This window comes from Myxacorys sp. (genome assembly GCF_059501405.1).
Map to the genome: position 1 here is coordinate 1 of NZ_JCACCM010000026.1, position 23,419 is coordinate 23,419.

A 23,419-nucleotide genomic window follows, 5' to 3' on the forward strand; every position below is an offset into this window, starting at 1 on the left:
ATTTCGAGATGTGCCGATTCCATGCTAATTCATCTTCTCATTCAGCAACGCCGATATTAGACTTTACGTCCTCGTCTCCAGTCGGGAATTGTTTTTAACTGCTCAATCAGTGCTTCTACTCCCATGACTCATTCCAAGTGACATTCCTTCCAGCTTGCATTCCTCCCACTAGAGAATCAACCCTACAGCAGAGCTGGGGGTTTACCTGATTAAATTATTCAGGTTAGGCTAACCATACCCGTCTCTGACAAGCGACCGAGAGTTTGTGGGCAAAGATTGGTTAGGCTACCTGCTCCAAGACCTGCGTGCGCCGTTCCGCATTCGTATTCGTGGGAACCACATGCTCACCCACGGAAGGCAAACACTCAAGGTCAGCGTGGTGTTTCAAGATTTACAACCTAGACAGCACAAAGTGTTGCGCAACAAACGGCGACTCTAAGGGCAGTGGGTCTACATTTCTGCTTTGCGTCTGGAAGATCGTTCCTTACTGGTCGTTGCGACTCAACGTGTCCCTCACCCTCAATCTGCCAGTTCCGATTATGCCAAGCACTGAGGAATTGAAACGCTCTTTGGCATTTTCAAAAATCGTGGATTTTGTCTAGAATCCACTCACTTAACTGATGCTGAATGACTTAGTAAGCTGCTTGCTCTCCTCTCACTTGCTTTGTGCTGGGTCTTCCTCACCCGTGAGTGGTTACATCAACTCAAACCCCTGGCTATCCAAAAGCATGGTCGCAGAGCACAGAGCCTCTTCCGTTATGGTTTCGACTATCTGCGAAATATCATGCTCAACTTGGAACAGAAAATGGATGAATTTGTGGATACTCTGCAATTTTTGTCCTGTACTTAGCTCAACGCCATTCACTCCTTTCTGTCCAAATTCTTTCCCCAGTTTTTCCGATTGCATTCTCAAGTCGGGCTAATTTGTGCCCTTGGGTTACACCTTATGAATAATGCAGGCTAATGCACCTTATGATTTATCCTGTCTTAGCGCCACCTGATCGTTCTTCTGAAACGCTGCCCACGATCGCTGAAGTGAGTCAGGAGCCGGATGCTGAGCGTCATAGATCGTGATCACGTTGGTCAGGTCGCGCCCAGCGGGTTGAAGGACGCGATCGCCTTGAGCCAATGCAACCGACGTCCCTCCATCAAGATTCATGGCTTCATAGCAGCCAAGCGTTTTCATGATGGCAGCTTCTTTTTGCAGTGAAACAGGTTTATGGAACGTCACGAGCAACAGCCGCTTCCCATGTTCTGAAAAGCCAATTGCCGATCGTGTGGCAACGCCCATCACAGCCCGATCGGTAAAGCCTTCTTGTTTCGGGTTAATCGACAGTTCGCCTTGTTTCAGCAATCGTGGCCCTGCCGTAAGGGAAAACCAGTGCTGTTCCCACTTGGGCTGACCTTCTGCTCGTGCTGTAATCATTTCAGGACGATTGCCCGGTCGTAGCCCTAGCGTTGTTCCGTAATTCTCCCACGGGCTATATTTCAGAAACCGTCCTCCCGAAACCAAATTGCCCATGACCCGCTTTTGAGCGTCCATGCTAAAGAAGGTTCCGTTTGCTGTCACAGCCGCTTTGTAGCGCTTCACCATCGCGTTAAACGCTTCGTCACCTTTTGTTGATCGCGCGCTGTTAGCTTCAGTCGCTGCATTCGCTAGCCCAACGCTAATAAAGGTATTCGGATCGGCGAGGTCAATATTGATCAAGTAGATCGGAATACCCGCAATTTTGCGATGCTCTAGCGTGACAGGGCGCGTTACCGCTGGCTTTGTCAGTGGTGCTAGAGCAGACTGATCAGGCTCTACAGAGTTTCGGGGTGTGTTTGCAGGTCGAGGCTGTTCAGCCTTTTTTGGCTCCTGAAACGATAGGGGCACGGACTGAGGATGCTCAGACCTCTGAGAGGGTTTCTGAGGTCGTTGAGCCCGCTTCTGGAGAGACTGCGATCGCTCATCTTGAAACACTTTAGCCGCCTCTTGATAAGACGGGGTAGGTGGGGTAGACGCCTGCGGTTCCCAGAGTTTGGGTAGCAGAGTCACACAAGTTAGAAAAGCACAGGTCAAGGTGATAAAGGTGCTGCCTGGGTTGGAGAGTCTCCGAGTGCGGCGGCGGTATCGTTTCGATCGAAGTCGGGTCTGCATCAGCGATGTTCTTAACGCTCTGTTGATCATGCCTCGGTTATTTAACTTTCAAAAACCGATTAAGAATACTTAATGATTTTTGATACAAATCCATCAGTAGATAGAGGAACTACCGATGCCTTCCCAGCATGTTTTCTGATCTTCTTGATTTATGACGGAACTTCCAGAAGAATCGCTTAACTTAAAGGAAAATTTAACTTAACGAAGCTATTGTTTAAAAGTTCTTCTTAATGTGGAAGAAATTGTTTAGAAAGGGTGATTACAACGACACCTAGTACCATAATGGTTGCCCCTGCAAGCCGCTCTCGCAGCCCTCTTTCTTTGAACAGGAAATGACCTAACACAACACTCATTAAGGCACTGGTACGTTTAACGGCAATGACTTGAGTCACTAATGTAAATGCGATCGCGCTCATCTGAAAAGTGATCCCCAAGGCATGAAAGGCTCCGATCAGAGCCAACGGCGTTAGATTTGGCAGAATTTGGCCCATCTTTTGACGAGATTTGTACAACATGATCGGAAACATTCCTACCGCTAAGAAACAGTACAACGCTGTAGACCAACAGATCGGAGAAGAATTCACCACGCCTACTTTGTCAAAGGTGGCGGTAATGCTCCAAATGATCGCGACGACAAACATCAGCCGACTCCCTCGATTTAGCAAAATGGCTTTCAGTGGCGCAAGGTAGCCATTCTTGCGCTCTCTTAGGTTCAGAATGTAAGACCCAAGCACAATTAGAATGATGCCCACCACATCTGCGATCGTGGCAGATTCTCCCACAATCAGGGGTGATGTAATTAAGAGAAATAATGGCGTCAAGGTCACCAACGGGACAGTGATCGATAAATCTGCAATTTGAATTGCTTTGAGATAGAGAATAAACGAAACGACATTGAGACTGCCGCCAATCAGTAATGCGATCCAAAACTGAAGGTTCAATGGTGGAATGCCAAGAATGAATAGCAACGGTATTAAAAACGCGATCGCAAACACATTTGCCATCCACGCCACAATGTAAGCGTCGATGGTTTGCAGACTTTTCTTACTCGAAACATCCTTCAAAGACTCAAAAAAAGCCGTTAGAATTGCAAAGGCTAACCAAATCATGGGTAAAAGTTCTGTGGCGTCTTTGCCAACTATCCGCTTTCTGCAACAGCCTACTTCGTCTGCCTGGGTAGAACAAGCCCTAGCAAACATAGAGACGATTTTGCTCGATCATTCTCACTGTGAACGCAAAGCGGCCGGTGTTGCGCTGAATCTGATATTCCGCTACCCGTCTAGCGCTAAGTTAGTGAGGTCATTGACGGCGATCGCGCAGGAAGAATTGCAGCACTTTGAGCAAGTCAACCAAATTTTAGAGTGTCGAGGCATTCCTTTAGCGCCACTCGTTCCGCCTCCCTACGGGGCAACGTTGAATAAGCAGATCCGCCGCGATGAGCCGGATCGAATGTTGGATGCGCTTTTGGTGTCGGGGATCATTGAAGCTCGAAGTCACGAGCGGTTGGGGTTGTTAGCCGAGCATTGTCCTGATCTGGAGTTAGCTAAATTTTATCGAGCGTTGATGGCATCGGAAGCGCGACATTACGGCGTATATTGGACGCTGGCAGATACTTATTGCGATCGCACAGCCGTGATGGAACGCCTCGAAGCCTTGGCTCAAACCGAAAGCGAGATTTTGTCCACGCTGCATCCCCAGCCGAGAATTCATAGCTGATGCACCTTCGTTATCGCTTTGATGAACACGCTCATGGAAGAACAGCGCGATCGCTAATTGTGTCAGTTAGCTTGAAGCATAAAATCCAACTGACACAATTAGCACTTCTAGCACTTCTCTACTGAGATTGCAGTTGAGCGTCTAGGGCTTTAGCAATGCGATCGCGGGCTTCTTCTAAATGCGCTTTCGTGTAGATTTCTTTATCATTCACCTTTCGCATTGCCCCATCAATTGAACGATGCAATTGCTTTAGTTCATACCGAGCGACGGTTCTTGCGTCTTCCAGCGCATCCGCTTGGCGTAACACCATTGCGACTAATACATTCATATACTGCCGCTGCAATGCACGACGCAATCCCGATAGTTTGAGATTGTCTTTCGGTTTGATCACATCGCCCCAAATGCTGGTTTGTAGCGAGTCAAACAGGTCAGGAATCGTCAAGGCTTGACCGGGCTGCGTCTTCAGTTCGGCATCCCGCAAACGAGCAAGACGCTGAGGAGAGAGCAGATCGTAAAGAACAATGCTCTGCAAAAACAGAATGTTGTCATGAATCGGATAGTCTAAGGTCACACTGGGTTGAGTTCCCCAATGAGACCAGCGAGACGGCGCTAACTTATTGAGCAAATCGGGCGAAAACTGGAACGGTTCTTCACTAAACACATTTTTCTGTAACGTGGCAAGCGCGAGGCGCTGCTGCTCGATTGGCACAGGCTCAAACGGTAATCTTCCTTTCGCGTCTCCGTATTTGTAGCGATTGAAGAATTGCCCCCCAACGTACTCTCCCAAGAACGTCGCATATTGAAAGTAATAGTCGAATACAGCATTAAATGCCACTCGAACTTCATTAAAACTTTGACCTTCGCCGGGATAGCGCGTGTTGATCCGATCCCACATTTTGCGAGCATTTTCCATTTGCCATTGCGAATACGTCAGCAAATCCCCGCTCATGTCAAATGCGTTGACCTTCGGATCGAGAAATGAGAATACATCTTCATCCGTCGCGTACGAGAGTTCCGGTTGAGGCGCTTTCTTTGCGATCGCATCGAGAACCCGTTTTTCTGCTGCGGGTACTTTGGCCTCCGTTGGCGTGTAGCCGTATGCGATCGCCCATTCGTCGTACGGACCGACTAGCTGAGTGAAGTAATCCCCTTGTTTTGTCCCTTGGGGCGCAAGATTCACCGGATTGTAGTCCATCACAGACGCCACTAATCCTTTCTGCCGGGTGATCGCAGGATTGTTTAACTCTTCTGGAGCCAGCATTGAACTCGCATGGAAGTTGTGGCGCAATCCCAGCGTGTGTCCGATTTCGTGAGCAATCAGTTCGCGAACAAATTGCTGCACATAGTCTTTCATTTCAGAGCCATTGGGCAACACATTTTGAAACAGCGACAGCGCCATGTTGCCAACCGCGTATTGTTTAGCCGCATCCATGCCAAAACACAGATCCTGATAGTTGCCCAAACTAGAGCCAAATCTGAGGTGCGGCGACGATTTCTTCTCGCTGGGTTTCGCTTGACGCTCTAAGTAACGGGCTGCCATTCCATAATTACACACGTTATCCTTGCCGAGCAGTTGCGCGGCAAACGGAGCCGTTCGCATTTGGTTTTGCTCTGCAATGCTGCGATAGTCTTCTTTGAGCGATCGCGTGAAATCGGCGGCAACTAGAATATCAGCATCCAGAATTTCACCCGTGAGCGGATTGACTCGCGACGGCCCGAGTGCAAAAATCGCGTCGGTTGAGTTAAACCAGCGAATCGTGTTGTAGCGCACGTCAGCCGGATCCCAATCGGCGTTATCGGGCATTTGTTTGACTGCGATCGCATCTTTAAATCCAATCTTCTCATAGGCGCGATTCCACATGAGAACACCATCACGAACAGCATCGCGATACTCTAGTGGAACGGTATTCTCAATCCAAAAGGTAATGGGTTGTTTCGGTTTTGACAATGGAGCGGCGGGATCTTGTTTTTCCAAATGCCAACGGTTAATGTAGCGCACAAACGATTGGCGCGGTGTATCATCGGTGTAGTCTCGGTACGCGGTAATAAAGTAACCCACGCGATCGTCGGCCAACCGAGGACGATACCCATTATTTTCGGGCAACGCTGACAAGCTGTAGCGCACTTTCAGACTAAAGGCACGACTATCGGGCAACGCGGCGATGTAGCTCGGAAGCTCTGAATCATTTCCGCTGCCTGACAATCCGTACACCGATTCAATCTCGACATTAGACGGAAACGCTTTTACCTTGTCGAAAAAGGATGTGTTTTGCTCTAACGTGTAGGATCCTTCCAGCGCTGACGACACCACAGGCATTAACCCTGGTAAATCACCGAGTAGAAGCGAATTCAGTTCGACTAAAATGCTTTTACGCTGAGGATGAGTACTTCTAATGGGAAGCGCTTCTAAAACTGAATCGCTAAACGATCGATCCACCGATCGACGAATGGGTGTTCCGCGCTCTGCTCGAAAATTGATGTTAGGAACGACAAATTGAATGCTGTTGTTAACGCGACGAAGCGTAAATAGAAAATCGCCAATCGGCAATCCACTGTAGATGCCACGCTCGCCAATTCCTGACTCTAACGTCATGACGGCGAGATAGTTTTGATTCAGTTGATTAGGCTTAATCTCGGCGTAGAGTTTACCTGTTTTTTTGTTCTGATATAGGGTAAATAGTCCTTTTGATGACGTTGTATCTTGAATGACTTCATCAAATGGCTTTTGGCCTTTCTCGCTATCGCCATCGTCTGCAGGTTTACTGGCGGGCTTGGGGTCAGATGACGGAGGCGGGGGCGGAAAAGATTGCTGAGCCACGGCAGACGGCTGTTTCGCCAAGGCGCGGGTAGGTGGCTCTTGAGCAGACGACCACTGAGCAACTGATCCTGGCACGATGACCAATATTAATCCAAACACAAAAGCTAAAATTAGCGAGACTCGTTTCATGTTTCCTGTAGACGTTCTGGGGGCGGATGGCGATCTAGCCTAGTTCTAACGTGAGATCGGTGAGGATATTCCCCACGCTAACGTTAAAGTGCTGGGGTTGGGTCAGACCTTAACTTATCTTTCAGACCCGTTCTCAAAGTTTGTCAATACTCCATAAATTGCCCAAATTGCCATTGCTCGGAGGTAATGTCCGGCGCGGAAGGTTCCGGTTGCAGTAATGGCTTCGGGTGTGCGAAATTGTAGCCCATTTTCGTAGATCTGATGCACAACGGCTTCAGTTAATGTCCACGCTTGAGAGGTCATGCCGGACTGTAGAAGGAAGGCGGCGAGTCCAAAGTTAATGCCGACCCAAACTTCGAGGGGATGGGTAGCGTTGGGGTTTTCGGGGGAACCGTCGGGGCGGACACCGTTGGCGGCTCCGATGGGAGAGGAAGAGAGGGATGAAGGCTTCGACTCGCTTTGCGAGGAGGGAGCTTGGAAGCGAGATTCTTGAGTAGAGGAGTGGGTTTGGATGTAGGTGTTGAATTTGAGAAAGCAGGTGTCGTAGATGGTGTGGAGAGCGGTTTGGGCGCGATTGGGTGAATCGTCGCTGGACTCGTTTAGGACGACATCCGGCAAGCCTAAGAGTTGGGCATAGAATTGTCCGCAGAGCTGGTCTGCCATGACGATGTTAGAGCCGCTTTCGCTGTCGAGGCGATAGTAATGTCCGTTCCAAAGTTTTTTTTCGTAGACAGCGCGGGATTGAGTTAACCAGGCGACAAAGGTGGCAGCGGATTTAGTCGCAGATGTAGCGGATGGGTAATGGGTTTGAGAGAGGATTTTAGCCATTGCGATCGCGCTCTCCAAAGCGGCGATCCACAGTCCTCCGCAATAGGCACTGACGCCCTGCAATCGCCAATCGTCAAAGGTTTGATCAGGTGCTCCAGAGTTTTCGGGAATGCCATCGCCATCGTGATCGAATTGCTTAAGATAATGCAGCGTTTGAACAACAGCATCCCAACAGTCCGCTAAAAACTCAACATCTGTTGCGCCTGTTAGTAAGTAATCTCGATAGACTTGCAGAACAAAATCAGAACCGAGATCTTTCCACAAGTTACAGTCTTGATAACTGGTGTAATTTGTTTTTTCCCAGACATGCTCATTCGGTGCGCCTAAGTCGTGTGGCGTTGCGCCTCTGGCTTTGCGAATGGCTTGGGGACTTTCCGCACCAATGGTTAAGTAGTAACCAATGGTGCGATCTCGATCGTCGCTTTGGGGAATCGCCCGCGCAAAGGCTCGAATCACGGCTTTCTCTAATTTTGACCACAGCATTAATAATCCGAACGAGCCATATAGCCTTACGTCTAGGCTTTCGTACCAACGATAGTCGATGCACTCTAACACGGCAAACTGCCCGACCGGATCGCGCTCATCTGCCGCGCTCCACAGCGTACCGCCTTGGGTCAAATCGTAGAGCTCGTTGATCAACGCCATTTTGAACCAGTCAGGCAAATCGCTGCGATCGCAGATCGGCTGTTGCCATGCCACAATCTTTTCTTGCCAAGTGGAATGATGTTTTAACGCCGTTCGCGCGATCGACCAGGCATTCTGCCCATTGCGCCCAAAAAAATCGGTGTAGCGACGAAAATAGTTCACCCCTTGAGCAAATTCTGTGACTGGAAAATCCCAACTGAGGACAAAGGGAACGGTGAGCGTCTGTCCGGGTTTTAGCGTGAACCGCACTGCGATCGCGGCTCCAATTTGCTCTCCGTCTCTCGCTGGAGTTTCATCATCCGTATCGGACAATGAGCCATCGTTAGAGAAGGGTGTCCATACCTCAGAACCGTCCCCTGTAGGATTCCAGCGAGTGTTGTAGAAAACGTCGTACAAATAAGGATTGAGAGGCGTTGCAATCGCCCACTGTCCATCTCCTTCGGTAGGTTGATCAAGTTCAGGCTGACGCAGAACGATCGCAAGCTGTTGCTCATTTCCGGTCAGTTGATTGAAATTTCCGGCACTCTGCCCGATGCGAGGTCGATAGTTATATTCGGGGCTGCCATCATCTCTCACCTTAATTTCCGGCGACTTATTCGCATTGGTAAACCACCCGACCATATTTTGCCAGGTCATCATGATGCTCAGCGTTATGGGCGCATCGGTCGGATTGTGAGCCCTCCACTGAAACACAGCAACCGGATAACTTGTTTCTTGATAGTTATCAGCAATGATCGGTGAAAATTGCTCACAGGTTAGCGTCACTTTGAACACGTTTTCATAGGCAAACCAACTGCGGGGATAAAGCGCATGATAGGTTCCGGTTGTCGCTTCTGCCTGACTTGCCGGATACCATCTCCACTGCTCCAACGTCCCTTCTGGTGGGTTCGTCGAGAGCGCATAGGCTTGCGTCTGCTCCCCAACTTGCTCGAACACGCTGAATTGACAGGCAGGCATTGACTGAAACACATGTTCACCGCCGTCGATGTGCCAGAGATTAAAATCGCCCCCATGCGATCGCCCAATGCAACCCGCCCCAAATCCACCGAGCGGCATTCCGTGCCAAGCTCCATCATCTAAGTTGCTGGCATAGCGAACGGTGTAAGGCTTTTCCCATCCCAGTCCGATGGGGCGAGTCCAAGCGCAGGCAGGAATTTTGAGAGGGGTCATATCGGGTCTCTAGCGAGGGCAATAGGACACTATCATGCCTTATCTGTGCCAAAACGGGATACGATCCGAAAGAGGCTGTAGATTGGTTTAAGCAGTATGGGACTCAAGATCGTCGAAGCGTTTGACGGAAGTTTTTCCCTCGATCCTCAAGCGAAAGCCACCCTGTTTGAATTGCTAAACAGCGAGGCGTTTCTGGGACAGATTGGGCAAGAGTTGCAGGGCGATAGGGTTGAATTCACCGGACTTCTGTTTCAGCCTGTTCCCTACAGCACAGCAACTCCGAAGGGAATGCCTGCCGAATTTGAAAAATTTCACGAATCGGCTGAGCATGTCGTCATCCACGTTCCGCCAAATTTCATGTTCAAATCAAACATCATGAAGCCAAGCCGATTATGTGCGATTTATAGAAAATTTCATCAGTAACTTTTCATCAGTAATTTTTAACGTGAAATTCCAAAATGACTGCACAAGACATTCCAGCATTGGCAAGTTTAGACTTTGTTCCTTATCTCAATAGTGAAGGTCAATTACCCGAACAATTTCAAGGAAAAGTAGGCGTATATGCTGTTTTTGATCAGGCAAAAACACTGCAATTTGTTGGTTTTTCGCGAGATGTTTCTCTAAGTTTGAAGCAGCATTTAGTCCGACAGCTCGATCGCTGCTATTGGGTCAAAGTGAAGACTGTTGATCGTCCGAGTCGAGCAGTTTTAGAAGAGATTCGTGCGGCTTGGATTGAGGAAAACGGTTCAGCTTTGGGTGACGATACTTCTTGGACTCAACCCATCCAGGTAAAAGCCTTGATGACGCCTGAAGAACAGGCAAATTATCAAAATCCAATTCATGATGAAGTGGCTCAAGGAAAAGTCTTGAAAAATGTTGCTAGACGAGTTGAGGCAGAGATTTTAGCTCAATTGAAAGAACGAGGAGTTCAATCTGAGATTCGGTTCAATCCTAAGATTAAAGAAGAAGGATTGCTAGATTTGAAATAATCGCTTTGGAAAAGAATTAGGTAGTAGAGATAGCGGATAGCTCGTTCATCCACTACCTAATCTGCTGCCACTAAACTATTTGCTACATATCGCTCGGTCACTTCCGCAATCCGCTGACCGAAATGATGTGCCGTTAAGCGATCGTTCGGAGCTTGGCAAAGCCAATTGCCCGGATCAAGTTCTGCTTCTTTGCCACTCATATCTAGCTGACTTTGACCCATCACGGCTAAAAATGCGCTGCGTCGGTTGACGCCTTAAATAGTTTGAGTTCTAACAGTCAATGTTTTTATATTATGATATCAAATAGATTTTTGTAAAGCCAAATTTTGACTGTTTGGAAGTATTTCAGGTAAGCCTAAGCTTTAGCAACGTCGCGTTGCTTTGTACAAACTATTTGTGCAAAGTAAAACTCTACCGAACCTACGCTTTAGAACCAAATAAATTTCTTCCGTAATTTCTCTTAAGTTTTTTACAATATCTATGAATTTATTACTTACTTAATTGCAGAATTTACGTATCCTCATCCGAAAGCGTACGCAAAAATGAGTTTTTTGGGCAAAATGTCTACGGCTACTTGGTAATAATTTTCACCATTAGTCTTTGCCCTAACTCACCCCTTCTGAGGAGTACGCCCCATGGAACTTACTGGGTCATCTATCTGGAGTCGATCGCCGTTTGTTCTAAGTACGGATGACGTTGAGCGTACCCTTGAAGCGACTGCATCGCCCCTGCAAACCCCTCAGACCCGATTAGCGCGAAGCGCCCCGGCTTCTATCCTCTTCATCGAGTCGGGGGTGAAAGACTACCAATCGTTAGTCACGGGCGTGCAGGCAGGAACCGAAGTTCATGTCCTTCATTCGGCACAAAACGCGTCTGAGGAAGCTAGCGGAGCGATCGCGCAGATTACTCAAACCCTTTTGGGGCGAAGCGGTATTTCTAGCCTGCATATCATTTCTCATGGAGAAGCGGGAAAGGTTCAACTGGGCAGCACCTGGTTAACAGGGGAGACACTCAGCAACTACGCATCGCAATTCAAAAGTTGGTCAGAGGCGCTGACAGAAGATGCAGATATTCTGCTGTATGGGTGCGATATTGCTCAGGGACAACAGGGGCAAGCCTTCCTTAATCAATTTGGTCAACTAACCGGAGCGGACATTGCTGCCTCAACGAATTGGACAGGAAACGCAGAGTTGGGCGGCGACTGGACGCTAGAAGTGAATACGGGAGAGATTGAGGCTCCGATCGCGCTCCGATCAGGTACGTTAGCCGCTTATCAAGGCGTTTTGCCCATTGATCTGATCTCGGTTTCTAATCCCACGCTGTTTAGCGCCAGTGTAGGTGGCAGCAGTGGAGCAAGCAGCACCAGTCAGGATGGGCAGTATGTTGTCTTTACCAGCAGTGCTAACAATCTGGTTGACAACGACACGAATGGGAAGTCAGATGTGTTCCTATTTAACCGCACAGATGGGTCTGTCAAACTAATTAGTCATCAAGCAGGCAGCACGTTTAGCGCCACAGGTGATTCGATCAACCCAATCATTAGCAGTAACGGAGATTTCGTCACGTTTGTCAGTAATGCTAGTAATCTTGTATCCGGCAATATTCAAAATACATTCAATCGGCAAAATATCTTTGTTTGGGATCGACAGAATAATGCCACTACGCTGGTGAGCCGTTCGACCACAGGATTGAGCGGAGACAATACTTCCTCTAATCAAACTATTAGTTCAACTGGAGATGCGATCGCGTTTCTCAGCCAAGCCACGAATCTTGACCCACGGGACGGAAATACCCGACGGGACGCCTACCTGTGGACTAAATCAGATAACAAGGTCACGTTGATCAGCCGCGATTTTAACAGAACAAATGTTGGCGATGGAATAGTCAGTGCAGCGGTCTTGAGCAGTGATGGAGGCTATGTCGCCTTCGCCAGCACCTCAAGCAACCTGATTGCGAATGATCCTGATAAATTTCAGAGTCCAGACGTATTTTTGTGGAAACGCCCTGATGATGGCTCTACCGATAACAGCGTCCTACTAGGATTGACCTCTGGCGGCAATGTTTCCGGCACGCCCTCGATTAGTATAGGTGGCGATCGCGTTGCATTTACAAGCAATAGTCCGCTGGGCACAAACGACACGAATGGTCTTAACGATGTTTTTGTCTGGACTCGTTCAACGACCGATCCAACTAAAGGAACGATTCAACTCGTCAGTGCTAATAGTGCGGGTCAAAGTGGGACAACTCCTAACTCTGTTACGGGTGACGGGTCATTTAGACCTGTAATGAACGACACGGGTACTTATGTTGCCTTTACTAGTACCGCTAACGATCTAGTGGGAGATGACACAAACGCCAAGAAAGATGTTTTCTTGCGGGATTTGACCTTAAACACAACAGTTTTAGTCAACCGCAGCACGGCAGGCACAGCAGGTGACGGCGACTCTGATTTTGCAACCTTGAGCTACAACGGCAAGCGAGTGAGCTTTATTAGTAACGCTACGAATTTAGTGAATGGCGATACCAATGGCAAGCCAGATATTTTTGTTCGTGACATTTCTGCAACGCCTTCAACCTATCTCATCAGCCGCACTCCCACTCCCGCTAGCACTGTGGGAAACAACGCATCGGGTAGCACCACCATTAATGGTCTTTCCACTCAAGTTGCTCCTGTGATCAGTGGAGATGGTAGTTTCGTTACCTTTAACAGCGCTGCCACTGACCTGATTATCAACGATAGCAACAACCTAGAAGATGTGTTCGTTACAGGCGTCTCGTTTGGCAGTGCGGTACTAGCAACCCGTCGCAATACAGGATCACTCGGAAATTCTAAAACTGGAAGTGGCGACTCTAACACTCATGTTGGCTCGGTCAGTGCAGACGGGCGCTATGTTGTGTTTACCAGCAAAGCCTCTGAATTGGCAGCAGATGACACAAACGCGGCTGAAGATGTTTTCTTGCGAGATCTGCAAACGGGAGAGACAACGCTGATTAGTCGCAATCACACGGGAACCGCAAGTGCAAATGCCGCCTCTTTCGCTCCGCAAATTAGTGCTGATGGTCAATACATCGTTTTTAGCAGTACTGCGTCAAATATCACCGTTAACGATAGCAATACAGTGAGCGATGTCTTTTGGTACGATCGCAAAACCAATAAAATGGTGTTGGTTAGTCATACGATCGCGGGTGTTGCGGGCAACGGAGCATCACTCAGTCCCGTTCTAAGTACAGATGGGCTGTTTGTAGCATTTGTTAGTAGCGCTCCAAACCTCACAGACGTTACTACAAGTGGTAAAAATATTTTTATCTGGAATAGTGCAACTGATACTACTACTCTTGTGAGTGGTAATGCTGGTGGTAATGGTGACTCTGATAGTCCGGTGATTAATGGTAATGGTGAGTATGTTGTCTTTACCAGTGCGGCTTCAAATTTAGTTGGAGGCGATACAAACAACAAGAAAGATATTTTTGTGTGGAATCGCTCAACGAATGCGATCGCGCTGGTCAGTCAAAGCAGTGGCGGCGCGATCGGCAATGGCGATTCTTCAGTGGCTAGTATCAGTAATGATGGAAAGATCATCGCCTTTACTAGTGTTGCAAGCAACTTAGGTGGAGGAACAGATAGCAATAATGGACTAGACATCTTCATTCGTAATCTCAATACCAATACAACTACGCTAGTCAGTGCAAATACCAGTGGTACTTACAGCGCAGGTGGAGGCGACGCCCTCAACCGCTTTGGCGCATTTAACCCGATGGTGAGTGGTAACGGTGAATTTGTCGCATTTAGCAGCACCTTTATCGATCTCACTAACAATGACTCAAACAATGCTGAAGACGTTTTCGTTCGCAATTTCAAAGATAACACAACTCAATTAGTCAGTATTAATTCTTCGGGAGCAAGTGGAACGGGCACGAGCAATGGATCAACTGGCTCATCTGGAACTGGTTCTTCCAATCCCGTCATCAGCAGCGACGGTCGATTTATTGGCTTCAGCAGCTACTCAACTGATTTGGTTAGTGGTGACACAAATGGAGTTCAAGATATTTTTGTTCGCGACTCCAAAACGGCTTCGACAACTTGGATCAGCCGCACAGATACAGCAGGCGGCAACGGGGCCTCATTTAATCCAGTCATCAACAGCACTGGAAGCTACCTTGCCTTTGCAAGTAACGCGAGCAATTTAACCGGTTCTGATCTAAACGGCAAACCAGACGTGTTTGGCTCAACCCTAGCTACCATAGTAAGTCTGTCAGCCACTAACAAAAGCGTTGCTGAATCGGGCGCACTCGCAAATCCGACCTATCAAATTCGCCGTAGCCGCACCGAGGGTACACTCACAATTAAGCTAAAAATCGACGCGACTAGTACCGCCACGATCGCCGCAACAGTAGGTGCAAGAGCAGACTTTACTCCGACGATTGATGCTGGCTCGTTTACCATCACGGGTAGTGATCTAATCATTACTCTACCGGATGGCGTGGGAACGGTGAACTTGACGCTCACTCCGCAAGATGACATTCAGGCAGAAGCTGCCGAATTTGTGAAGCTAACATTAGCCGTCGATCCAGCCTATTCAATTTCAACCACCGCCAATACGGACACGGTCACGATCGAGGCGAATGATACGGTTGTGACTAGCATCAACGACAGTGGAGAAGGGTCACTGCGGCAAGCGATTCTAAACGCAAACGCCTTTAGCGGCAAAGATACTATTAGCTTCAAGATTGAAGGATCGGGTGTTAAAACGATTTCTCTTGCATCTGCACTCCCAGACATCACAGATGCTGTGATCATCGACGGCACAACTCAAGAGGGTTACACGAACACTCCGATCGTTGAACTTAACGGTGCAGGTGCAGAAAACTCTAATGGATTAACGATTACATCAGGCGATAGTACCGTTAAGGGATTGGTTATTAATCGATTCTCGCAAAATGGAATTCGGTTAGAGGGCACAGGCAGCAATACTATTGAAGGAAACCGTATTGGAACGGATGCGGCTGGAAACGGTAGTTTTGGAAATGCTTCAGACGGAATTAGCATTAATTCTAGTAACAATATAATTGGTGGCACGATAGGAAATGTGATTGCTAACAATCAAGGTTCGGGAATTACAGTTGAAGGAAATGCCATTGGAAACCGGATTCAAAAAAATGCGATTTTCCTCAACAGTGGCTTAGGCATTGATTTAGGCAAAGACGGGGTAACGCCGAACGATGCTGGAGACGCTGATTCAGGCGCAAACGGGTTACAAAATACAGCCGTGCTGACGATCGCAGAACCTTCTAGCACGAGTACCGCTATTTTCGGCACGTTTGACGGCGCAGCAGACTCGACCTTCCAAGTCGAATTTTTTAGCAACACAACGGCTGATCCTTCTGGCTTTGGGGAAGGACAAACCTTCTTAGGCACAACGACTATCACCACCGACGCTACCGGAAAAGCGATCGTCAGCTACACCCATCCTCAAGCGATCGCGGCGGGACAGTTCATCAGTGCGACCATCACCGATGCAACGGGCAATACGTCTGAATTCTCAAATTCACGGGCTGTTGCAGTGCCTAAAGTAACGATTAGCCCAACGACGCTGGAGCAGCTAGAAGGCGAAGGAACAACATACGTCTTTACGCTAAATCTCGATCAGGCCAGTAGCCAGGAGGTCAGCGTACAAGTCACTACAGCTGACATTACGGCGACGAGTCCCAGCGATTATGAGGCGTTTAATCAAACGGTCACATTTGCGGCTGGTGAAACGTCCAAAACGGTGAGTATTACGGCAAAAGGAGACACGGCTAAAGAGCCGAATGAAACGTTTAGAGTGTCTCTTAACACGCCGATGAATGCGGTGTTAGGAAGCGATTCATCCGCGATCGCAACGATTCTAGATGATGACAACCCGCCAACCCTCTCGATCGTAAATGTCACTCCCACAACCGTTAGTGAAGGTGATACAGCAACAACGGACTACCAGTTTGAAGTCAAACTCTCGAATGCGACCAGTGATCCGGTGACGGTAACCTATGCCACGGCCGATGGCAGCGCAACCACAAGTGACAATGACTACACCACGACGTCGCAAATGCTAACCTTTGCGGCTGGAGAAACCTCAAAGATCATCACTGTGTCGGGAACGGGAGATACGAAATTTGAACAAGATGAAACCTTTACAGTCACGCTAAGTAATGTCAGTAGCAATGCGTCGATCGCCACTGCAACGGCAATAGGTACGATCAAAAATGATGATCAAGGATCTGTTATCAGTGTAAGTGCTGCTACCGCCATTGACGAAGGAGCAGAAGGCACGACTACCGATTATGTCTTCACCGTCAGTTTAGACAAACCGAGCGGCGAGACGGTTACGGTTAAATATAGCACTGAAGATTTGACGGCTAAAGCCTCTGATAACGACTACGAGCCAATTACAAACACGCTTACAAATACGCTGACGTTTGCACCTAACACCACAACCCAAACGGTTGTAGTGAAAGTAAAAGGCGATCGCACGTCTGAAAGTGATGAGCAGTTCAAACTAGTGTTGAGCGAGCCGACCAATGGAGCGATTTCGGTTGAGCAAGGCAGCGCGATCGCAACAATTAAAAACGACGACTTGCATCCAACCGTTCAAATTACTGCACCTAATAAAGTTGAAGGGGATACAACAAATCCGTTTAACTTTCTGATCTCGCTTTCTCACCCTTCTGATACAGCGATTACTGTCAACTACACAACCGAAAATGGAACCGCATTAGCTGGAGAAGATTACACGGCTCAAATTGATCAAACGCTGACCTTCAACCCAGGCGAAACCGAGAAAACGATCGCAGTCGATGTTTTAGGCGATCGCAAGCGAGAAGAGAATGAGACCTTCTCGATTAAACTGACAAACGCAACGAATGCAACCCTTGCAAATGCGAATGGAGTGAGCGCCGTTGCAACGATTCAGAATGATGATCTACCGCCGGAAATTGCGATCGCGAATATCACTCAAAATCAGCTAGAAGGTGCGATCGGTGAGACGAATGCCAACACATTTGAAGTTTCACTATCGAATCCTAGCGCTCAGATCATCACGGTTAAATATGATGCTTTGAATGGCAATCTTCCAAGTGGAAATGCAACTCTTGAGAATAATGATTTTGAAGCAGCCTCTGGCATACTAACCTTCAACCCTGGTGAAACGAAAAAAGCCATTACGGTTAATGTTAAAGGAGACACAGATCAAGAACCTGACGAAACCTATCTCGTCAAATTAAGCAACGTCAGCAGTAGCGCAACGCTAAAGACAGATACTGCTCAAGGACTGATTCGGAACGATGATGCTGCGCCAACGATTAGCATTCTAGGTGCCAGTATTGATGAGGGCAATTCCGGTCAAACTGCTCTCAAGTTTAAGGTGAACCTGTCGAGTGCCAGCACCGATCCGATTACTGTTTCCTACTCAACGGGCGACGGCTCAGCAAAAACGAGTGACAACGATTACGCCAGTGTGTCGAATGCGAGCATTACCTTTGCCCCTGGAGAAACCTTGAAAGAGATCACCATTCTGCTAAATGGTGATACCAAGTTAGAACCCGACGAAGACTTTAAGGTGACGCTGACCAGCCCAATCAACGCGACGATTGCAAGTGCGATCGCGGCGGGAACGATCACAAACGACGATCGCAGACCAACTCTTGGCATTAGTGGCGTGACTAAAGGTGAAGGCAATAGCGGTACTCAAGATTATGTCTTTACCGTTGCATTGTCTAACGAAAGCGCGGAGGTGATCACCGTAGATTACGCCACGCAAGACGATACAGCAACCGTTGCAGACGGGGATTACATCGCCACAACAGGACAGCTCACCTTTAGCCCTGGTGGTTCCCTTGAACAGACCATTACCGTGCAAACAACGGGAGATGTCAAGTTTGAACCGACAGAGAAATTCATCGTCAAACTGCTCGATCAATCGGTGGTTAATGCCGATATCTCAGTCAACCAAGCGGATGGAGTTCTGACCAACGATGACAATCAGCCTACTCTGTCCCTAAGCGGTCGCCAATCGCAAAATGAAGGAAATAGTGAGACAACACCGTTTACCTTTGAAGTGGCTCTCTCGAATCCAAGTAGTGACGCGATTACTGTCGATTACACTACGATTCCCGGAAGCTCAACGCCCGATGTGGATTACATTCCCGCTTCTGGCACGCTCACGTTTAATCCAGGTGATCAGAAAAAGACAATCACTGTTTTAGCCAAGGGAGACACGGACGTTGAGCCAGATGAAGACTTTACGCTAAGACTCAGTAACGCGGTCAAGGCAACGTTACCCGCAGGAGCAACCGATGCTCAAGGCATCATTCAAAATGACGATCAGCCTCCATTCCCGACCATCAGCATTGATGATGCAAGTAGCAACGAAGGAAACACCGGAACTACAACGCCACTCACATTCAAAGTCAAACTCTCTCAAGCGACCACCGTTCCGGTCACAGTCCAATACGCAACGAGCGACGGCACTGCCAAAACAGATGACGGGGACTACACGGGAGTAACAACCACAACGCTAACGTTTGCACCAAACGAAACCGAAAAAGACGTTACCGTACTTGTAAATGGCGATAGCAAGTTTGAGCCAAACGAAATTCTGAATGTCACTCTAGTCAATCCAACCAATGCTCAACTTTCGGCGATCGCAAGTCAAGCCAAAGGCGTAATCACTAATGATGATGCAAAACCAACGCTCAGCATTAATGCGATCGCGCTCACAGAAGGTGATGCTGGACTAAAAGATTTTGTCTTTGCCGTGGATCTGTCGAATCCAACTGCTGACACTGTAGAGGTTGACTACGACACGCTGGATGGCACTGCTCGCCTGCTCGATAGTGACTACCAGAGGGCAGCCGGAAAGCTGACCTTTCTTCCTGGTGATCCATTGCGGCAGTTCATCACGGTGAAGGTCGTTGGCGATCGCACGTTTGAACCCACCGAAACCTTTACGATCGGTCTCAAAGACCCCAAAAATGCAGATCTATCCGCTGTGTCCAATCAAGGCACTGGAACCATTCTTGCTGATGATTTCCGCCCAACTTTTAGCATCCAGAATGTCACAGCACCAGAAGGCAACAGTGCCACAACACCCTTTACCTTTAAGGTTGACCTCTCCAACCCTAGTAGCGAAACTATTACCGTTCAATATGACACGAAGCCAGGAACCGCCGATGCCGCTGACTACACGAGAAACACGGGCACTTTAACCTTCGCTCCGTCTGAGCAATCGAAGACCATCACAGTGCCGGTGACGGGTGACACTCAATATGAGCCGGATGAGACGTTTACCGTCGAGTTGAGCAACCCAGCTAACGCAACTTTGCCGCCTTCAAGCGCAACAGGCACAATCCAGAATGATGAGCCGCTGCCGCAAGTGCAAGTCAGCGCTTCGCCGAGTCAGCAAGAAGGCAACAGCGGCATCGCCCCGTTCGTGTTTGAAGTCAGTTTGTCTCAAGCCAGTTCCTTGCCGATTACGGTGTCCTACACTACCGCTGATGGACAAGCCACGACTGCTGATAACGACTACACCTCCGCTACAGGCACGCTCACCTTCAATCCGGGTGAAACGAAGAAGACCGTCACCGTCAATGTCTTAGGTGATACTCGCTTTGAAGCCAACGAAACCTTCCAATTCAATCTTAGCAATCCTACTAATGCGACCCTATCCAATCAAGGTACTGGAACCATTCTTGCTGATGATCTTCGTCCAACCTTTAGCATCCAGAATGTCACAGTGCCAGAAGGCAGCAATAGTGGTACAACACCATTTACGTTCAAGGTTGACCTCTCGAATCCCAGTAGTGAAACCATCACTGTTCAATATGACACGAAGCCAGGAACGGCTGACATCAGCGACTACATGGGAAACACAGGCACTCTAACCTTCGCTCCGTTGGAGCAATCGAAGACCATTACAGTGCCGGTGACGGGTGACGCTCAATATGAGCTGGATGAGACGTTTACCGTCGAGTTGAGCAACCCAACTAACGCACTCTTACCGTCTGCAAGCTCTACGCTGGCTGCGACAGGCACAATTCAAAATGACGATTCGTTGCCGCAAGTGCAAGTCAGTGTTTCGCCTAGCCAGGCAGAAGGCAACAGCGGCATCACCCCGTTTGTATTTGAAGTCAGTTTGTCTCAAGCAAGTTCCTTACCAGTTACGGTGTCCTACACGACGGCTGATGGACAAGCGACGATCGCCAACAACGATTACACCTCCACCACAGGCACGCTCACTTTCAATCCGGGTGAAACGAAGAAGACCGTCACCGTCAATGTCTTAGGTGATACTCGCTTCGAACCCAACGAAACCTTCCAACTCAAACTCAGCAATCCCAGCAATGCGACCCTATCCACCGTGTCTAATCAAGGCACTGGAACCATTCTTGCTGATGATCTTCGTCCAACTTTTAGCATCCAGAATGTCACAGCACCAGAAGGTAATAGTGCCACAACCCCGTTTACCTTTAAGGTTGACCTCTCCAACCCTAGTAGCGAAACTATTACCGTTCAATATGACACGAAGCCAGGAACCGCCGATGCCGCTGACTACACGAGAAACACGGGCACTTTAACCTTCGCTCCGTCTGAGCAATCGAAGACCATCACAGTGCCGGTGACGGGTGACACTCAATATGAGCCGGATGAGACGTTTACCGTCGAGTTGAGCAACCCAACTAACGCAACTTTGCCGTCTCCAAGCTCTACGCTGGTCGCCACCGGCACAATTCAAAATGACGATTCGTTGCCGCAAGTGCAAGTCAGCGCTACGCCGAGTCGAGAAGAGGGGAATAGTGGCATTACCCCGTTTGTGTTTGAAGTCAGTCTGTCCCAAGCAAGTTCCTTGCCGGTTACGGTGTCCTACACTACCGCTGATGGACAAGCGACGATCGCCAACAACGACTACACCTCCACCACAGGCAGGCTCACCTTCAATCCGGGCGAAACGAAGAAGACTGTTACTGTTAACGTCTTAGGCGATACTCGTCCTGAAGCCAACGAAACCTTCCAGTTCAAACTCAGCAATCCCAGCAATGCGACGATCGCTCCTGGTTCAGAGGAAGTTAACGGGACAATTGAAAACGACGACACCAGTCCCAGCACTCAAATCAATCGAGATAGCAAAACAGATATTGTTTGGCGCAATGCTCTCACGGGTGAGAATGCTATCTGGTATCTCAATAACACAACCTATGAAAGCTCAAGTAATCTGCCGACCGTAGACGAGGAAGGGTGGCGCATTAAAGCGACGGCTGACCTAGATGGGGACGGTGACGATGACCTGATCTGGCAAAACGAGCGCACCAGCTCAGTCGGGCTGTGGTTGATGGAGGGAAATCAAGCCATCACCTATGCGATTCCCCCGCTCGTGCCCGGAACAGACTGGAAAATTCAAGGAGCGGCAGATTTCAACCGCGATCGCAAAGCAGACATCATCTGGCGCAACACTCGAACCGGAGAAAACGCGATCTGGCTGATGAACGGCACCACGCTCAGTAGCTCGGTTTATCTTCCATCCGTGCTAGATCTGTCTTGGAAAATGCAGCAGTTTGGTGACTTTAACAACGATAGCGACACCGACATCCTGTGGCGCAACGAAAGCAACGGAGAAGTTGCTATCTGGCAACTCCAGACCACCCAATTTAAAGCTGGATACTACCTGCCGACGATCGCGGATTTGGCTTGGAAAATAAAAGGCGTTGCCGACTTCACAGGAGATACGTTCCTAGACATCGTATGGCAAAACGACGTTAGCCAACAAGCTGCTATCTGGCAAACCCGTAACTTTGCCTTTGAGCAAGGGTCTTTCATTAAAACCCTGCCTGGTTCAGGTTGGGAGATTCAGCGAACGAAGGATCTGAACGGTGATTTCAATCCCGATTTGCTCTGGCACAACTACCTCACCGGACAAAACGCAGTGTGGTACATGAACCGCACCAATGTTGGAACGGGTCTATACTTACCCCGCCTAGACGATCTCCTTTGGGATAGCTTTCTAGTTGGTGATTTTGATAAGAACCGGACGCAGGAGGTTCTGCTGCACAATAACGCCACTGGAGCGACAATGATTTGGCAGCTCAACTCAAGTTTATTCTCATCGAACCTTCCACTGGCTACCGTAAGCGACACCAACTGGGTCATTGATCTCTCAGGTGACTTTACTAGAGATGGAGAAGCCGATTTGCTCTGGCGCAACGTCCGAACGGGTGAAGCCGGACTCTGGTTAATGAAAAACGGCGCACGCTACGCCAATGGCTTTGGTGTTCAATTCGGTGATCCAGCTTGGGTTGCCGAAGGTACGGCAGACTTTAATGGCGATCGCAACCTCGATCTGGTGTGGCGCAATCATCGCACTGGAGAAGTAGCACTGTGGAAGATGGATGGAGTGTTCATATCAGAGGGTATTTATTTACCGCGAGTCGCTGATCTGGACTGGGAGATTGAGGGCGTACAAGACTTTAACCGCGATCGCAGCCCTGATCTCCTCTGGCGCAATCGTCGCACTGGAGAGACTGGCATTTGGTTGATGGATGGCTTCCAGTTTAACCGCTCTGTGCCGCTGCAAACGGTTTCCAACGAGTGGAGAATTAAAGGCGTCGGCGACTTTAACGCCAATGGTCAACCTGATTTGCTCTGGCGCAATGAGAGTACAGGCGAAGTCGCCGTTTGGTTAATGAATGACACTCAGTTTCAGCAGGCTCACTACTTACCTACGGTTGGCGATGCCGCTTGGGACATCTACAGCATCCGCGACTTTAGCGAAGACGGCTCCGTCGATCTGCTGTGGCAAAACAGTCGCACCGGAGAAACTGCGATTTGGTTCCTCATTGGAGTTGACTTTGGCATCAGCATGTATCTGCCCACCTACACAGATAAGAATTGGCACATTGAGGCAGTTGATGACTTCAAGATGGATCGCCAATAAGTAGGGAGGCGTAATTAAACTGAAG

At 48.7% G+C, this 23,419-nt stretch carries 9 protein-coding genes and 1 pseudogene; 5 read left to right on the top strand and 5 right to left on the bottom strand.

Annotation, left to right across the window (positions count from 1 at the left end):
• Nucleotides 1-244 precede the first annotated feature (244 nt).
• Nucleotides 245-850 (top strand): annotated as a pseudogene (locus AC5I6P_RS02610) (transposase); the annotation flags it as partial.
• Between the two features lie 120 nt (nt 851-970).
• On the opposite strand, the gene AC5I6P_RS02615 reads toward AC5I6P_RS02610, so the two are convergent.
• Complete coding sequence (locus tag AC5I6P_RS02615; RefSeq protein WP_495692203.1) at nt 971-2,140, bottom strand: phosphodiester glycosidase family protein; 1,170 nt, start codon at nt 2,138-2,140, stop codon at nt 971-973.
• A gap of 227 nt (nt 2,141-2,367) precedes the next feature.
• Entirely contained in the window at nt 2,368-3,249 is an 882-nt protein-coding gene (locus AC5I6P_RS02620) for an EamA family transporter (RefSeq protein ID WP_495692204.1), read from the bottom strand.
• Between AC5I6P_RS02620 and AC5I6P_RS02625 the strand changes: the two genes are divergently transcribed.
• A complete protein-coding gene (locus AC5I6P_RS02625; protein ID WP_495692205.1) occupies nt 3,248-3,856 on the top strand; it encodes a MiaE family protein in 609 nt (202 codons plus the stop codon). The genes AC5I6P_RS02620 and AC5I6P_RS02625 overlap by 2 nt on opposite strands.
• A 118-nt stretch (nt 3,857-3,974) precedes the next feature.
• Here AC5I6P_RS02625 and AC5I6P_RS02630 read toward each other — a convergent pair whose 3' ends face one another.
• Both AC5I6P_RS02630 and AC5I6P_RS02635 read right to left on the bottom strand, forming a co-directional pair.
• The gene (locus AC5I6P_RS02630; protein ID WP_495692206.1) at nt 3,975-6,803 is read right to left on the bottom strand and encodes a zinc-dependent metalloprotease; all 2,829 of its coding nucleotides are present in this window, start codon (nt 6,801-6,803) and stop codon (nt 3,975-3,977) included.
• Nucleotides 6,804-6,917: 114 nt separating this feature from the next.
• Nucleotides 6,918-9,446 carry a GH116 family glycosyl hydrolase gene (locus tag AC5I6P_RS02635; protein ID WP_495692207.1) on the bottom strand — a complete coding sequence of 843 codons (2,529 nt, stop codon included), beginning with the start codon at nt 9,444-9,446 and terminating at the stop codon, nt 6,918-6,920.
• 96 nt (nt 9,447-9,542) lie between these two features.
• Here AC5I6P_RS02635 and AC5I6P_RS02640 point away from each other — a divergent pair, with 96 nt between their 5' ends.
• Together AC5I6P_RS02640 and AC5I6P_RS02645 are read left to right on the top strand one after the other, a co-directional pair.
• Entirely contained in the window at nt 9,543-9,869 is a 327-nt protein-coding gene (locus AC5I6P_RS02640) for a hypothetical protein (protein ID WP_495692208.1), read from the top strand.
• A 35-nt stretch (nt 9,870-9,904) separates the two neighbouring features.
• Nucleotides 9,905-10,435 (top strand): GIY-YIG nuclease family protein, encoded by a 531-nt coding sequence (locus tag AC5I6P_RS02645; RefSeq protein ID WP_495692209.1) that lies wholly within the window; start codon nt 9,905-9,907, stop codon nt 10,433-10,435.
• A gap of 56 nt (nt 10,436-10,491) precedes the next feature.
• Here the strand turns inward: AC5I6P_RS02645 and AC5I6P_RS02650 are convergent, their stop codons facing one another.
• Nucleotides 10,492-10,656, bottom strand: a complete 165-nt coding sequence (locus tag AC5I6P_RS02650; RefSeq protein ID WP_495692210.1) for a hypothetical protein — start codon at nt 10,654-10,656, stop codon at nt 10,492-10,494.
• A 414-nt stretch (nt 10,657-11,070) separates the two neighbouring features.
• Between AC5I6P_RS02650 and AC5I6P_RS02655 the strand changes: the two genes are divergently transcribed.
• The gene (locus tag AC5I6P_RS02655) at nt 11,071-23,394 is read left to right on the top strand and encodes a Calx-beta domain-containing protein (RefSeq protein ID WP_495692211.1); all 12,324 of its coding nucleotides are present in this window, start codon (nt 11,071-11,073) and stop codon (nt 23,392-23,394) included.
• The last annotated feature ends 25 nt before the right edge of the window (nt 23,395-23,419 follow it).

What these genes read in the sequence shown, in the direction of transcription:
- AC5I6P_RS02615 (WP_495692203.1), bottom strand. Translation starts at nt 2,140, where the DNA reads ATGCAGACCCGACTTCGATCGAAACGATACCGCCGCCGCACTCGGAGA.
- AC5I6P_RS02640 (WP_495692208.1), top strand. Translation starts at nt 9,543, where the DNA reads ATGGGACTCAAGATCGTCGAAGCGTTTGACGGAAGTTTTTCCCTCGAT.
- AC5I6P_RS02650 (WP_495692210.1), bottom strand. Translation starts at nt 10,656, where the DNA reads ATGGGTCAAAGTCAGCTAGATATGAGTGGCAAAGAAGCAGAACTTGAT.
- AC5I6P_RS02655 (WP_495692211.1), top strand. Translation starts at nt 11,071, where the DNA reads ATGGAACTTACTGGGTCATCTATCTGGAGTCGATCGCCGTTTGTTCTA.
- AC5I6P_RS02625 (WP_495692205.1), top strand. Translation starts at nt 3,248, where the DNA reads ATGGGTAAAAGTTCTGTGGCGTCTTTGCCAACTATCCGCTTTCTGCAA.
- AC5I6P_RS02620 (WP_495692204.1), bottom strand. Translation starts at nt 3,249, where the DNA reads ATGATTTGGTTAGCCTTTGCAATTCTAACGGCTTTTTTTGAGTCTTTG.
- AC5I6P_RS02630 (WP_495692206.1), bottom strand. Translation starts at nt 6,803, where the DNA reads ATGAAACGAGTCTCGCTAATTTTAGCTTTTGTGTTTGGATTAATATTG.
- AC5I6P_RS02635 (WP_495692207.1), bottom strand. Translation starts at nt 9,446, where the DNA reads ATGACCCCTCTCAAAATTCCTGCCTGCGCTTGGACTCGCCCCATCGGA.
- AC5I6P_RS02645 (WP_495692209.1), top strand. Translation starts at nt 9,905, where the DNA reads ATGACTGCACAAGACATTCCAGCATTGGCAAGTTTAGACTTTGTTCCT.